Raw genomic sequence first — 14,397 nt, forward strand, 5'->3', positions numbered from 1 at the left:
CTCAGTAAAGTCGGTCCTGCCACGCCTCGGGGGCGCGCCAGGTGATTTGCTCGGGCGATCGCGCATCGATCGCCCCATGATCGACCGCGGCGCGAACCTCGCGCTGCATCGCGGTCCAGTTTTCAGCACGGGCGCCCAGGTGCGCGCCGATCGCGTTGTTGTGGGCGTCCATCGCCCGGCTCGCGTTGCCCTGCCCGCCTCGTTCCATCACCGCGGTCACCCACTCGACGCAACGCGGCGACAGGGTGTAGGCGACGATCGCGCTGGCCAGGCTGTGGCGGTACGCATCGGCCGGGCCGTTGCGTCCGCCGGGCAGATCCGCGGCGAACCACTGCGAGTACACCGCGATCATCACGAAGGCGGGATACGCGCCGAGCGCGGCCAGCACCGCCAGCACGCGCAGACGCCAGCGGCGTCGGCGCGGCGGCGAGGCCGGCGCGGCGCTCATCAGGCCTTGGCCTGCTCGAGCATGGAGACGAAGCGGTCGAACAACGGCGACACGTCGTGCGGACCCGGGCTGGCTTCCGGATGGCCCTGGAAGCTGAAGGCCGGCGCGTCGGTCAGGGCGATGCCCTGGTTGCTGCCGTCGAACAGCGAGCGATGAGTCACGCGCACGTTGGCCGGCAGCGTGGCTTCATCGACGGCGAAGCCGTGGTTCTGCGAGGTGATCATCACGCGGCCGGAATCCAGGTCCTGCACCGGGTGATTGGCGCCGTGGTGGCCGAACTTCATCTTCAGCGTCTTCGCGCCGGAGGCCAGGCCGAGCAGCTGATGGCCCAGGCAGATGCCGAAGGTCGGAATCTTCTTGGCGATGAATTCCTTGATCGCCGCGATCGCGTAATCGCAGGGCTCCGGATCGCCGGGGCCGTTGGACAGGAACACGCCATCGGGTTTCAGCGCGAACACGTCGGCGGCCGACGTCTGCGCCGGGACCACCGTCACGCGGCAACCGCGTTCGGCGAGCATACGCAGGATGTTGAGCTTGACGCCGAAGTCGTACGCGACGACGTGGAAGCGCGATTCGGCGTTGACGAAGGCGTTGCGATCCAGGTCGAGCTGGCCTTCGGTCCACTCGTAGCGCTCGCGCGTGCAGACTTCCTTCGCCAGGTCCATGCCCTTGAGGCCGGGGAACTTGCGCGCGGCTTCCAGCGCTTTTTCCACGTTGATCTCGCCCGCCATCAGCGCGCCGTTCTGCGCGCCGGTGTCGCGCAGCAAACGGGTCAGCTTGCGCGTGTCGATGTCGGAGATCGCGACCACGCCGCGATCGGACAGCCACTGCGGCAAGGCGATCTGGCTGCGCCAGTTGCTGGGGCGGCGCGGCACGTCGCGCACGATCAGGCCCGAGGCCCAGATCTGATGCGCTTCGTCGTCCTGGGCGGTGATGCCGGTGTTGCCGACATGCGGATAGGTCAGCGTGACCAACTGGCGCGCATACGAGGGATCGGTGAGGATTTCCTGGTAGCCGGTGATGGCGGTGTTGAATACGACTTCGCCGACGCTGAGGCCGGGCGCGCCTACGGAAACGCCCTCGAACACGGTTCCGTCTTCGAGTGCGAGGATTGCGGGTTGGGTCACGGGGGTCGCCTTGGCTGCCGAAGGATCTGACCCCGAGCGCGACATCGGCAAAACCGACTTGCAGCAAAGCGCGGACGCGGTGCGGGACCGGTCCGGCGGGCGGGGTTCAGGCGAGCCGGAATTCTAGCGACGATAGGCCCCGGGCGCCAGCCTCAATGTGGCGATGCGGGAGGATTTCTGTGTTCGCGCGGGCTTGGCTTCAGCTTGTGTGGGGGGTTTGGGGGGGCTGGGAGATTCGTTGGGCTGGGGTGGTTCGGCAGGAGCAAATCCCCCCTTCCCCCCTTTTTCAAAGGGGGGAACAGCACGGGCTTTGGGGTGGTGACGGGTTGGCGAGGGGTTTGCGACGGGTTGGGGGTGGCGTGGAGGCGGGGTTGTGCGAAGGTTTCGGGTGGCTTGGCGTGGGCCATTCATGTTGCTTCCCGCTTCGAATTCGCCCGCTTTTTGAAGCTCACACCCTGCGAATCCCTCCACCTTCTCCGGAAACCCGCTTTGTTTCCCCCTTTGAAAAAGGGGGATTAAGGGGGATTTGCTCTTGCTCCAAAGCAAACGGCGGACCACATCCCCTGGCCGTCTCTCCGCCCTGCCCTCTGGGCGTTCATGTTCACGCGCGGCTTTCTTGCAAGCCGCCAGCCTGAAGCGGCCCTCATCCGCCCCCCGCCTTCGCGGGGGCAGGCTCTCCGGGCACCTTCTCCCGCAAGCGGGAGAAGGACGCACCGGCACGCACGCTTACAGATTCGGAAACATCAACTCCGCCAACCCATAACGGCCGGGCGCCTGGTGCGCTACGCGCAAGGCGGCTTCGAGTGCGCCGCGGGCGAAGATGTCGCGATTGGTCGCGCGATGGATCAGCTCCAGCCGCTCGCCGGCCGAGGCGAACTGGACCGTGTGCTCGCCGACGATGTCGCCGGCGCGCAGGCTGGCGTAGTGCGGCTCTTCGCCGCGGCCGATCGCGGCGGCGGCGCCCAGGTGCAGCGCGGTGCCCGACGGCGCGTCGAGCTTGCGGGTGTGATGGGCTTCGATCACGTCGCAATCCCAGCCCGGTAACGCCGCCGCGGCGCGGCGCACCAGTTCGGTCAACACCGCCACGCCCAGGCTGTAATTGGCCGCCCACACCACCGCGATGCGCGAAGCGGCGTCGTTGATCGCGGTGTTCTGCGCCGAGCTCAAGCCGGTGGTGCCCGACACCAGGGCCTTGCCGCGCTGCGCGCACAAGGCCAGCACCGGGTCGAAGCCCTGCGGCAGGCTGAAGTCGATGGCCACGTCGAACTCGGGCGCGCCGGACAACTCGGCGGTGGCGAAATGCGGGACGCCGTCGATCACCCGCTGCGCCGGCGAGGTGCGCGAGTACGCGGCGGCGACGTTCAGATCGGCGCGCTCGGCGGCCAATCGCAACAAAGCCTGGCCCATGCGCCCGGAAGCGCCGTGGACGAGGAGTTTGATCGGGGTCTTGGTGGGCTCGTTCATGCGCGCAGGCTAGCCGCTGCGCGCCCTCGGCGACAAGCGCCGCGCGCGAAAAGCGCGGCGCCGGTCGTGGCTTGCCTCAAAGCGCGATCGCACAAGCCTCGCGCCGGCACGCGCAGCGCTTACTGATACACCAACTGCGCCTTCAGATTGGGCAGCACTTTCTTGGCGAACTGCTGGTAGCCGCGATTGTGCGCCTGCGTGCACACCGGCCCCTGGCTGGCGTCCACGATCACCCGGCGCGCTTCCAGCACATTGCCCTTGAGCGTGTACTTGGCCTCGTAGCTGGAACCCTCCCACTCCTGGCGCGCATCCGGCGGCACCGCGATGACCTTCATCGTCGCCGGGAACTCGATCCGGTAGATCTCCTCCGAACGCCCGCCGATGCACTGCCCTTCGCTTTCGTACACGCTGTCGTCGTACTGCGCCGAGCTGGCGAAGGTGGCCACGGGCATGGGATTGAAGAACAGCGGCCCGACCGGGAACGCGCCCGGCACCGGCAGCATCTGCTTGACCTCGAACTGCGCGCTGTAGCGATGCTTGTCGAGCAGTGCCTGCGGATCGTCCTGGGTGAACGAACCCTCCGCGCTCAAGCCGCCGGCCTCGAAGTATTTCTTGATCATCTGCTGCGAATCTTTCTCGCGCACTTTGCGGAACGCTGCGCGGGTTTCGATCGCCGGCTGGCCTTCCAGCTCGACCTCGACTTTGCCCTTGACCGAACCGTCTTCCTGCACGATCAGATCGGTGACCATGCGCTGGCGATTGCGCTTGGACGAAAACGGCGCGGTGGCCGCCTTCAATTCGGGCTGATCCACGCGCAGCACCGGCTTGCCGGCGACCGCGATGGGCAGATCGCCGAACGGAATGCCCTTGGCGGTGGCGTCCACGTACAGATCCAGCCCGGGCAGATAATTGAGCACGTGATTGACGCTGGAGGCGACCGGGATATCCGGCAGCTGATAGACGTTGCCGGCATTGATCAGCGCCTGCGTCGCCGGCACGTTCTTGGCCGCGAGCAAGGCCTGCAGCAAGGTCGCGTGGTCCTTGCAGTCGCCGATGCGGTTGTCGAGCACGAACTCCTGATCGCGCGGCACCACCGCGCCCAGGCCGATGCAGTTGCCGGCGTACTGGATGTTGGTGGACACCCACTCGTACAGCGCCTTCGCCACTTCGCGCTGATCTTTCTTGCCGGCGGCGATTTCATCCGCCAGCTTGCGCACGCGCGGCGTCGGCGCGGCCTTGGGCAGCGCGCGCTCGCCGTAGGCGGCGGCGATCTGGCCGTAGCTGCGGAAGGTCGAGAACGCGTAGCCGGGGAAGTCCTCGACCTTGTAGACCGAGTAATCGCGGCGCGTGTCTTTCGCCGGCGCCAGGTTCTGGTAGGTCCATTCGACGATGTGGCGGTCGCCGACGGTCTCATCGCGCACCCGCTTCATCGCGCCGAAGGTGCGGTTCTGCGACCACAGGCTGGCCGGCGTGTCGATCCGCACTTTCAAATCGCCCTGGTACGAATTCGCGCTGACGTTGTCGAGCACCGAGAACTGGCGGTCGAACATCGGCTGCTTGCCGATCAGCTTGTAGTTGACCACCACCGTGTCGCCGACTTCGACATCGGGAAACACCAGGCTGGTGGTGGCGATGTCGGAGAACGCCGGCCCGCCGCCGGCGCGGCCTTCGTTGGTCTCGACCTGGAAATTCGACTTGGGCACATCGACGCGGCGGCCGTCGGCCTTGCGGGTGTAGGCCTCGGTCACCTCCAGGGTCTGGATGCTGGCGCTGTAGCTGATCGATTCGTGCTTGGCGCGTTCGATCGCCGGCGCCTGCAGCACCTTCAGCGCGGACTCGCGCTGTTCGATGTAGGAGCCGTCGGCCTGGACGGTGTAGCTGATGTGCTGGCGCTCGACCCGCGCCGGCGCTTCCTCGGCGGCTTCGGGCTTGGCGGCGGCCTTGGCGGCAGGCGCGGTTTTCGCCGGCGCGGCGTTCTGCGCCAGCGCGGACGCGCTCGCCAGGGCCAGCGCGGTGACGGCGAACAGCCGCAGTGTGGTGGTGTGCATCCCTTCTTCCCCTGATCCATGTGTGGGTGAGCGGCCGCAGCCGCTGCGCCGGTCGGCGGGCGCGCAGAAGTTCTACCACATCACTTCGCATTTTGAGATACGTGTCGCGGCCGTTGGGCGAGCGCGCTGTCGGCGGAGAAGTCGCCGCCAAGCCGCTCCTGCTCCGTGCTGTCCGGCGGCCGGAGGTACGGCGTTTCGGCCCGGCGCGGCCGCGGCCGTCGTCGCCACGGTCAACGATGGCACCCGGCCGATGCCGCCGGAGAACGGGCGTGGCATCATCCATGCCGTGGTCCGGCGCAACCCATGAGCCGTCCGTACGTCGGAAGCCGGAATTTTCGATGGCCTACCAAGGAGAAACAGGCATGGAACCCTTTGATCCCCCCTTCGACTGGGTGCAGTTCCCCCAAGGGCGAGCGAGGTTTTCCGGCGGCGTGCGCGGCGCCGACGAGCAAGGTCACGAGACCTTCGCCATCGACGTGGCCGGCACCGAATACTTCGGCGAAATCGTCCGCGCCTTCCTGCCGAACAACAACGACTACAACATCGAAGTGGTGTCGTTCGGCTACGCCAGCGACGATGTCGGCATCCCGATGCTCGACGCCTGCCGCACCTTCACCGGCGCGCAGATCGCGGCCATCCATGCGCTGATCGTGCAGCTGATCGACGCCGGCACCCGCTTCGCCGACCGCCCTCACCTGCTGATGGAATATCCGAACGCGCGCTTCATGGGCGAGGTGATCTTCCGCGACGGTTGGGCGCTGCTCAAGGATGAGGAGTACGCGTCATGAGCGACGATTATTCCGAGCAGATACGACGGATCAGGAAAGCCGCGACGCTGGAGGAAGTGCAGGCGATCGCACGCGAGTTCCCGGCCAAGGCGGTGGGCGAAGGCGGCGTTCTCTACAGCCGCCCGGTAGGCAGCGTGTCGTCGGAAAGCATCGCGCTGGAACTGGCGAGCAAGACCGGCGAGCCGATCATCAACAACACGCCGCGCGCGCAGTTCCTGGGCGACAAGCAAGTCGAGAAGGCGATCCGCGACACCGCCGAACGCATTTTCATGGGGCAAGGCCAGGATCTGGCCCAGGCGGGAAAATCCGCGGGCGATTTGCTCTACGGCAATCCCAACGCCGCCGCGCGCAGCGCGACCTCGCTGGAAGGTTCGCTATGGGGCGAAGCCTCGCATGAGTTCGCCGGCTCCTTGCGCGGCGACATCAAGGTCATCGCCAGCAACGCCAACATCGAGCGCGTGTTCGGCAAGGTCGAATTGCCCGCGGTACTCGACAATCCCAATGTCCGCACCCTGGGCGGACAGCCCACATCCGAGTTGAAGACGCTCTACAGCAAGGGCGGCGCCGACGCGGTGCTGCCGAAAGTGCAGGCGCAGTTCATCGAGGCCGCGCCCAAGGGCATTTTCGTGGCGCCGGAGAACGCCGGCACCGCGGTCACCAAGGTCACGCTGTCGCGCGAAGCGGTCGCGACCCTGGGCGCCGACGCGGCGAAATTCACGCCCGCCGCCGAGCTGACCGGCGCCGGCCTCGCCCGCGCGCCCACCGGCCTGACCGCGCCGGCGGCGAGCGTGGGCGAAGCCGCGCTTACCGGCGAGGCCGCCGGCGTCGCCCGCGGCCTGCGTCCGGGCACGGTGATGAAAGGCGCGGCGGTGGTCGGCGCGGCCGCGCTGGCCTACGACTTCGTCACCACCGGCCATCAGGTGATGAAGCTGGAGTCGCAGGGCAACACCACCGGCGCCGAATCGGCCCGCACCCATTTCATCGGCCGCAATGTCGGCGGTATCGGCGGCGGCATCGCCGGCGGCTTTCTGGCCGGCGCCGGCTATGGCTTGGTGGCGGGTTCGGAAACAGGTCCCGGCGCGCTGGTCACCGGCGCCATCGGCGGCATCGCCGGTGGCATCGGCGGCGCGGTGTGGGGCGAGAAATGGGCCCAGCAGAAAGACATCGACCGGGTATTCACTCAGAAGGACCGCGATGGCAACGAATGGAGCCGCGATCCCAAGGGCGAGAAAGCGACCTGGACGCGCGTGGCGCAGACCGAGCAGGTCAAAGCCAACACGACGGTGGGCGCGGACAACGGCGCGGCGACCTACAGCAAGGTGCGCTACGTGGCCGGCGACGTTCTGGCCAACGAGTTGAACTACAAGTCGGCCAACGCCTCCTACGAGCTGGGCCTGAGCAATGCGCGCACGCCGCAGAACCCGTATTCGCTCCCGCCCGGCAAGGGCGATACTCACAGCATCGACGGCGGCGGCAACTGGACGCGCGATCCGCAGAGCCATGCCTGGAAGCGCGAAGTCGTCGATGACCGGCTGGAACACGGCATCAAGATCAGTCACACCGAAACCGCCAACCCGCAGCGCGCGGCGGAACTGGATCAAAGCGCGAAACTGATCATCGCCGAGAACGCCGCCAACACGCCCGCGGCGGTCGCCGCGCGCTATCAGGTGGCCTACAACCAGTTCGGCTGGAAGCAGAACGGCGACGTGCCGGCGGCGGTGAAGGACGCCGCGGCCAAGACCGAATCGCTGCAGGCCTCCGACGGCGACACTTACACGCGCGGCGCCAACGGCGAGTGGACGACGCCGGGCATGATCTACGGCACCAATCAGGCCGGCGGCAATATTCGCGATGAATTGAACGCCACCTACCAAAGCCAGCGTGCCGGCCTGCAGGAGTTCTCCGCGCTCGCCGCCGAGGCGCTCGCTCACCCCACCCTGCCCCAGCCCATGAGCATGCGCGGCATGGTCGCCGGCGCCTACGCCAACGCCGGCGTGCCGCGCACCGAGGCGCAGATCGACGCCGCGACCGCCGCGGTTGCCGCCACGCACGCGCGCGGCGGTCTGGCCCAGGCGGGGCATCCTTACTCGCTGACGCTGCAGCCCGACCCCAAGACCGGCCGTCCCGGGCCCAACAGCGCCATCGTCACGATGATGGACGACGGCCGCGACGGGATCCTGTCCGACAGCAAGATGGTGCCTAAGGGCATCACCACGTCCGACGAGATCAAGCAGGCGGAAAAAGCCGCATTGAGCGCCCCGGCGCCGGCACCGGCGACGAAGCCGGAGGTCAAGGCGCCGGACCCGGCGACATCCACCGGCAGCATTTCCGCGCCCGGCTTGCCGTCGGACCAACGCGCCGCCGCCTCGCCGCTGCAGCAACTGCCTTCGGCCGATCAGGCGATGTTCGCCAAGATCCGCACCGGCGCGCCGCCGCAGATCTCCGACGACCATGTCGCCCATGCGATGTTGCTGGCGAAGAAGGACGGCATCACCGATGCGAGCAAGATCGCCGGGGTGAAGATGAGCGGCGACACCTTGTGGGTGGCCGGCGAAACGCCGGGCTTCAAGGCGTCGGTGAACGTCAACGAGCCGGCGCCGGCGGTGCAGGCTACGGCGCGGGAGACCTTGGCTTTCAATCAGCAGCAGGAGCGGCAGCTTGCGCAGGAGGCGGCGCAGCGTGCTCAGAACGCGCCGACTCATGCAGGGCCGACTGTCTGAGGCCTCTTCAAGTTTCGAGCCCCTGTGTTTTTTGCTCGTCATTCCCGCGAACGCGGGAATCCAGGGCCTTTCGTGCGAGAACGTTTGAAGTCACTGGATTCCCGCGTTCGCGGGAATGACGGCCTGGAAGGATTGCGCTGAAGTCTCTGGATTCCCGCCTTCGCGGGAATGACGGTCTGGAGGGATTGCGCTGAAGTCTCTGGATGTTCGGCTCCGCCGAAGTAAGGCGGAGCCAGCGTCCGCGGGAATGACGGACCCGTTTCCAGTGACGTTGAACAGGCTCTTCACCAACAGCAGCTCACCTGCCCGCAAAACCCACCCACAAAAAAGGGGCCGAAGCCCCTTTCTCGCACCACTTCGATTTTCACCGCTATAACGTCAACTCAAGACGTCATTCGGTCCCAAAATCCCTTGACCCCATCGAGGAAGGTCGAGGAACGGGGGGAATGCTTGCGCGCGCCCTCACCGACGAAGGTGGCTTCGAATTTCTCCAGCAGCTCGCGCTGCTCCACGGTCAGGTTGACCGGGGTCTCGACCACGACGCGGCAGTACAGGTCGCCGGTCTTGCGGCTGCGCACCGACTTGACGCCCTTGTCGCGCAGACGGAACAGCTTGCCGCTCTGGGTTTCGAAGGGAATGCGCAGCTCGACTTCGCCGCCCAGGGTCGGCACGCGGATGATGTCGCCCAGCGCGGCCTGCGAGATGCGGATCGGCACATCGCAATGCAGATCGTCGCCGTCGCGCTGGAAGATGTCGTGCTCGCGCACGCGCACTTCCACGTACAGATCGCCCGGCGGCGAACCGGCCGGGCCGGCCTCGCCTTCGCCGGTCAGGCGGATGCGGTCGCCGTTGTCCACGCCGGCCGGGATCTTCACCGACAAGGTCTTGGTCCGCTCGATCCGGCCCTGGCCGTGGCAGTCGCCGCAGGGATTGGCGATGGTCTGGCCGCGCCCATTGCAATGCGGGCAGGCCTGCTGCATCGAGAAGATGCCGCGCTGGAACCGCACCTGACCGCGACCGTTGCAGGTGGTGCAGGTCTCGACCTTGCCGTCGGACGAGCCGCTGCCCTTGCAGCTCTCGCACGCGTCCAGAGTCGGGATTTCGATCTGCTTCTCGACGCCGCCGACCGCTTCTTCCAGCGACAGCTCCATCACGTAGCCGATGTCGGCGCCGCGACGCGGACCGCGCGCTCCGCCGCCGCCCCCGCCGAAAATATTGCCGAAGATGTCGCCGAAGATATCGCCCATGTCGGCGAAACCGGGACCGCCGCCGCCCATGCCGTGTTCGAACGCGGCGTGGCCGTGCTGGTCGTAGGCGCGGCGCTTGTTGGCGTCGGCCAGGACCTCGTAGGCCTCCTTGCATTCCTTGAACGCGGCCTCGGCGGCCGAGTCGCCCGGATTGCGGTCCGGATGGTGTTTCATCGCGCAGCGGCGATAGGCCTTCTTGAGGTCGTCGTCGCTGGCGTTGCGCGCAACGCCCAGTACTTCGTAGTAGTCGCGTTTGCTCATGGGCGGGGACTGGGTTCTTCGGTAATCGGAAACGTAATTTGATTCGGAACGCCGGGGCCGGCGGAATCGAATCCACCGGGCCGTCATTCCCGCGAACGCGGGACTCCAGCGACTTTCTTGCAGGAACGTCTCAGGCCGTCGGATTCCCGCGTTCGCGGAAAAAAATCACGATCGGCCCGGCGTGCCCGCAAGCTGCAATCCGGCCTCGGATACGAGAACGGGGAACCGGTCGTACCGGTCGCGCGTTTCGGCGGCGACCCGTCCATTACCGATTCCCCATTCCCAATTTCCGGCCTTACTTCTTGTCGTCCTTCACTTCGGTGAATTCCGCATCGACCACGTCGTCGGCCTTGGCCGAGGCGCCGTTGCCGGCCGGAGCTTCTTCGCCCGGCTGACCGACGTTGACCGCCGCGAGCAAGGTCTGCGCCGCTTCTTCCAGCGCCTTCGACTTGGCTTCGATCTGGCCCTTGTCGTCGCCCTTCATCGCCGTTTCCAGCTCGGAGATCGCGGCTTCGGCGCGGCCGATCTGGTCGCCCGGCAGCTTCTCGCCGTGTTCCTTGATGGTGCTGCGGGTCATGTGGATCAGACCGTCGGCGTGGTTGCGCGCCTGCACCAGCTCGTGGAACTTCTGGTCTTCCTCGCGGTTGGCTTCCGCGTCGGCGACCATCTTGGCGATCTCTTCCTCGGACAGACCCGAGCCGGCCTTGATCTCGACCTTCTGTTCCTTGTTGGTCTTCTTGTCCTTGGCCGACACGTGCAGGATGCCGTTGGCGTCGATGTCGAAGGACACCTCGACCTGCGGCATGCCGCGCGGCGAGGGTTCGATGCCGGACAGGTCGAAACGCGCCAGCGACTTGTTGAAGCGGGCCTGCTCGCGCTCGCCCTGCAGCACGTGCACGGTCACGGCCGACTGGTTGTCCTCGGCGGTGGAGAAGGTCTGCGAGGCCTTGGTCGGAACGGTGGTGTTCTTCTCGATGATCTTGGTGAACACGCCGCCCAGGGTTTCGATGCCCAGGCTCAGCGGGGTCACGTCGAGCAGCAGCACGTCCTTGACCTCGCCGGCCAGCACGCCGCCCTGGATCGCCGCGCCGACGGCGACGGCTTCATCCGGGTTGACGTCCTTGCGCGGTTCCTTGCCGAAGAACTCGGCCACCGCCTGGCTGACCTTGGGCATGCGGGTCTGGCCGCCGACCAGGATCACCTCGGCCACGTCGCTGGCGCGCAGGCCGGCGTCGTTGAGCGCGATGCGGCACGGCTCGATCGTCTTCTTGACCAGATCCTCGACCAGCGACTCCAGCTTGGCGCGGGTCAGCTTGATGTTGAGGTGCTTCGGGCCGGAGGCGTCGGCGGTGACGTAGGGCAGATTGACTTCGGTCTGCTGCGAGGAGGACAGCTCGATCTTGGCGCGCTCGGCCGCGTCCTTCAGGCGCTGCAGGGCCAGCGGGTCCTTGCGCAGGTCGATGCCCTGGTCCTTCTGGAACTCTTCGACCAAGTAGTCGATGACGCGCTTGTCGAAGTCTTCGCCGCCCAGGAAGGTGTCGCCGTTGGTGGACAGCACCTCGACCTGCATTTCGCCGTCGACCGAGGCGATCTCGATGATCGACACGTCGAAGGTGCCGCCGCCCAGATCGTAGACCGCGATCTTGCGATCGCCGCCCTTCTTGTCCATGCCGTAGGCCAGCGCGGCCGCGGTGGGTTCGTTGATGATGCGCTTGACGTCGAGGCCGGCGATCTTGCCCGCGTCCTTGGTCGCCTGGCGCTGGCTGTCGTTGAAGTAGGCCGGCACGGTGATGACCGCCTCGGTGACCGTCTCGCCCAGGTAGGCCTCGGCGGTCTTCTTCATCTTGCTCAGCACTTCGGCCGAAATCTGCTGCGGCGCCATCTTGTTGCCGTCGATGGTCTGCACCCAGGCGTCGCCGTTGTCGTGCGCGGCGATGCCGTAGGGCACCAGGCCGATGTCCTTCTGCACTTCGGCGTCGGTGAACTTGCGGCCGATCAGGCGCTTCACCGCGTAGAAGGTGTTCTTCGGATTGGTGACCGCCTGACGCTTGGCCGAGGCGCCGACCAGGACTTCGCCGTCCTTGGTGAAGGCGACGATGGACGGCGTGGTGCGGTCGCCCTCGGAGTTTTCGATGACCTTGGCCTTGCCGCCTTCCATGATCGCAACGCAGGAATTGGTGGTGCCCAGGTCGATGCCGATGATCTTGCCCATAGATGTAGCTCCCTCTCTCAATGCTTGAATGTTGGGGGCGGCGCGTGGTGCTGCAGGCCGCCGATGTTCGCTATTTGGGGCCCGGTGCCGGGCAGTTCAAGCGCCCGTGCCCGTTCCCCTCAATTGTTGTTGCCTTGGGTGAAGCCCGCGATCCACGCCCTCACGGCCCCCGCCGCGGCGCGGATGCGTCTTGCGATTCAGCCGTCCTGGGCGACCACGACCAAGGCCGGGCGCAGCAGGCGGTCGTTGAGCAGCCAGCCCTTCTGGTAGACCTGGACCACGTGATTCGGGGCCACGCCCGGCGCCGGCACCATGCTCATGGCCTGGTGGTGCTCCGGATTGAAGGGCTGGCCGGTGGGGTCGACCGCGACCAGGCCGTTGTCGTCGGCCACCTTGAGCAGCTGGCGCAGGGTCAGCTCCATGCCTTCGCGCAGCGCGCCGGCCTCGGCACCGGCGACGGCCAGGCCGGCTTCCAGGCTGTCGATCACCGGCAGCAGGGCGCCCAGCAGGCGCTCGTTGGCGAACTTGCGCGCCATCTCGACGTCGCGCGCCACGCGCTTGCGCTGGTTGTCGAGTTCGGCGCGTTCGCGCAGCGAATCCTCGCGCAGCTTGTTCAGCTCGGCGCGCAGGGTCTCGACCTCGGACAGCTCGGCGACCGGCGCCGGGTCCTGGGCGTCGAGGTTCAAGTCGGGATTGGGATCGTTTTGGCTCATGCTGGTTCCTGGCGGTTTTCCGCGACAGGGCCAGCTATGGGGCCGGCACGGGGGCATTCAAGTGCCGGGATCTGCGGCGATCGTGCGGGATCGGCGCTCAGTTGCGGCGTGCGGGGGCGGTTTCGGGACAATCCGGGCGCGTGCGAGGGCCCGGCCGCGAACGCGAAGAAGGCCGGTTACTCGGCTTCGGTCGTCTGAAACGCGTCGCCCAGCGCATCGGCCGCGGCCTGCACCACCGGGATCACCCGGTCGTAGGCCATGCGGGTCGGCCCGATCACTCCGAGCACGCCCAGCACCCGCCCGCCGGCGGTGTACGGCGCGGTCACCAGCGACACGCCTTCCAGCGGCGCCAGCCCGGTTTCCTCGCCGATGAAGATGCGCACGCCCGGCGCCTGCACGGTGCGCTCCAGCAATTGCAGGATCTCGCGTTTGCGCGCGAACGCCTCGAACAGCTCGCGCAGCCGGTCCAGGTCGGCCAGCTCCTGCACGCCCATCAGCCGGGTCTGCCCGGCCAGGACCATGTCGTCGCTGTCCGGCGTCAGCACTTGCTCGGCCAGCTCCACCGACTGCGCCAGCAGCGTCTGCATCTCGGACTGGGCGTTGCGCAGCTCCAGCAGCAAGGTGGCGCGGATCTCGGCCACCGGGCGGCCGGCGAAATGGGCGTTGAGGTAATTGCCGACCCGTTCCAGCTCGCCGGCTTCGTACGGCCGGCGGGTCTGGATGATGCGGTTCTGCACGTCCTGGTCGGCGAAGACCAGGATCGCCAGCACCCGTTGCGCGTCGAGCGGCACGAAATCGATGCGCCGAAACGCGAACTGCTCGCGCTTGGGCACGCTCACCACGCCGACGAAGTGGGTCATCGCCGACAGCAGCTCCGAGGCGCTGCCGAGCAAGGCCTGGGTGCCGGTGCCCGACGGCAGCTCGCTGCGCAGCCGCGCGACCTCGCCGTCCGGCAGCGGCCGCACCTGCAGCAGCGAATCGACGAACAGCCGGTAGCCCTGCGAGGTCGGGATGCGTCCGGCGGAGGAATGCGGCGCGCTGAGCAGGCCGGCGTCTTCCAGGTCCGACAGGATGTTGCGGATCGTCGCCGCGCTGACGTCGAGCCCGGCGTGCCGGGCCAGCGTCTGCGACCCGACCGGCTCGCCGCTGTGGATATAGCGGCCGATCAGCGTGCGCAGCAATTGCCGCGCGCGCGGGTCGAGGCTGGGATCGGGAGGTCGGCGGCTCATGGGGATGGATATAGGCGCGTGGAGGTGGGGGCGCAAGGGTTGGGGTGGGAGGAGCTAGGAGTGAGAAGCGAGAACTGAGGAGTGAGTGGCGAGGAATGAGGCCCCGGATCGAGGATGAGACTTCGATGTCTCCGTGGGAG

The 14,397-nt window shown here is 67.2% G+C and carries 10 protein-coding genes; 2 read left to right on the forward strand and 8 right to left on the reverse strand.

Features of this window, described 5'->3' with window-relative positions:
• Position 1 precedes the first annotated feature (1 nt).
• From AB4Y92_RS01075 to AB4Y92_RS01090, 4 genes are all read right to left on the reverse strand, one after another.
• Entirely contained in the window at positions 2-448 is a 447-nt protein-coding gene (locus tag AB4Y92_RS01075; protein WP_441817962.1) for a DUF6973 domain-containing protein, read from the reverse strand.
• On the reverse strand, positions 448-1,575 hold the full coding sequence (gene carA, locus AB4Y92_RS01080; RefSeq protein ID WP_441817963.1) for a glutamine-hydrolyzing carbamoyl-phosphate synthase small subunit: 1,128 nt from the start codon (positions 1,573-1,575) through the stop codon (positions 448-450). Before carA ends, AB4Y92_RS01075 begins: the two co-directional genes overlap by 1 nt.
• 726 nt (positions 1,576-2,301) lie before the next feature.
• On the reverse strand, positions 2,302-3,039 hold the full coding sequence (gene dapB / locus AB4Y92_RS01085; RefSeq protein WP_441817964.1) for a 4-hydroxy-tetrahydrodipicolinate reductase: 738 nt from the start codon (positions 3,037-3,039) through the stop codon (positions 2,302-2,304).
• A gap of 119 nt (positions 3,040-3,158) precedes the next feature.
• Entirely contained in the window at positions 3,159-5,087 is a 1,929-nt protein-coding gene (locus AB4Y92_RS01090) for a DUF3857 domain-containing transglutaminase family protein (RefSeq protein WP_441817965.1), read from the reverse strand.
• Between the two features lie 269 nt (positions 5,088-5,356).
• On the opposite strand from AB4Y92_RS01090, the gene AB4Y92_RS01095 reads away from it, so the two are divergent.
• Together AB4Y92_RS01095 and AB4Y92_RS01100 are read left to right on the forward strand one after the other, a co-directional pair.
• The gene (locus tag AB4Y92_RS01095) at positions 5,357-5,875 is read left to right on the forward strand and encodes a hypothetical protein (protein WP_441817966.1); all 519 of its coding nucleotides are present in this window, start codon (positions 5,357-5,359) and stop codon (positions 5,873-5,875) included.
• The gene (locus AB4Y92_RS01100; RefSeq protein WP_441817967.1) at positions 5,872-8,595 is read left to right on the forward strand and encodes a hypothetical protein; all 2,724 of its coding nucleotides are present in this window, start codon (positions 5,872-5,874) and stop codon (positions 8,593-8,595) included. Before AB4Y92_RS01095 ends, AB4Y92_RS01100 begins: the two co-directional genes overlap by 4 nt.
• A gap of 383 nt (positions 8,596-8,978) precedes the next feature.
• On the opposite strand, the gene dnaJ is transcribed toward AB4Y92_RS01100, so the two are convergent.
• The 4 genes from dnaJ to hrcA all read right to left on the reverse strand — a co-directional run bounded on the left by dnaJ (position 8,979) and on the right by hrcA (position 14,257).
• Positions 8,979-10,103, reverse strand: a complete 1,125-nt coding sequence (gene dnaJ, locus AB4Y92_RS01105; RefSeq protein WP_441817968.1) for a molecular chaperone DnaJ — start codon at positions 10,101-10,103, stop codon at positions 8,979-8,981.
• A 295-nt stretch (positions 10,104-10,398) separates the two neighbouring features.
• Positions 10,399-12,315: a molecular chaperone DnaK gene (gene dnaK / locus AB4Y92_RS01110; RefSeq protein WP_441817969.1), complete on the reverse strand. Its 1,917-nt coding sequence runs from the start codon at positions 12,313-12,315 to the stop codon at positions 10,399-10,401.
• Positions 12,316-12,512: 197 nt separating this feature from the next.
• On the reverse strand, positions 12,513-13,028 hold the full coding sequence (gene grpE, locus AB4Y92_RS01115; RefSeq protein ID WP_441817970.1) for a nucleotide exchange factor GrpE: 516 nt from the start codon (positions 13,026-13,028) through the stop codon (positions 12,513-12,515).
• A 176-nt stretch (positions 13,029-13,204) separates the two neighbouring features.
• Positions 13,205-14,257: a heat-inducible transcriptional repressor HrcA gene (hrcA, locus tag AB4Y92_RS01120; RefSeq protein ID WP_441817971.1), complete on the reverse strand. Its 1,053-nt coding sequence runs from the start codon at positions 14,255-14,257 to the stop codon at positions 13,205-13,207.
• Between the last annotated feature and the right edge of the window lie 140 nt (positions 14,258-14,397).

The organism is Lysobacter sp. TAB13, from assembly GCF_052113885.1.
In the GTDB taxonomy this organism is placed as follows: Bacteria; Pseudomonadota; Gammaproteobacteria; order Xanthomonadales; family Xanthomonadaceae; genus Lysobacter; species Lysobacter gummosus.

Coding starts and splice junctions, on each gene's coding strand:
- dapB (WP_441817964.1), bottom strand. CDS start 3,039: ATGAACGAGCCCACCAAGACCCCGATCAAACTCCTCGTCCACGGCGCT.
- hrcA (WP_441817971.1), bottom strand. CDS start 14,257: ATGAGCCGCCGACCTCCCGATCCCAGCCTCGACCCGCGCGCGCGGCAA.
- dnaJ (WP_441817968.1), bottom strand. CDS start 10,103: ATGAGCAAACGCGACTACTACGAAGTACTGGGCGTTGCGCGCAACGCC.
- dnaK (WP_441817969.1), bottom strand. CDS start 12,315: ATGGGCAAGATCATCGGCATCGACCTGGGCACCACCAATTCCTGCGTT.
- grpE (WP_441817970.1), bottom strand. CDS start 13,028: ATGAGCCAAAACGATCCCAATCCCGACTTGAACCTCGACGCCCAGGAC.
- AB4Y92_RS01100 (WP_441817967.1), top strand. CDS start 5,872: ATGAGCGACGATTATTCCGAGCAGATACGACGGATCAGGAAAGCCGCG.
- AB4Y92_RS01075 (WP_441817962.1), bottom strand. CDS start 448: ATGAGCGCCGCGCCGGCCTCGCCGCCGCGCCGACGCCGCTGGCGTCTG.
- AB4Y92_RS01090 (WP_441817965.1), bottom strand. CDS start 5,087: ATGCACACCACCACACTGCGGCTGTTCGCCGTCACCGCGCTGGCCCTG.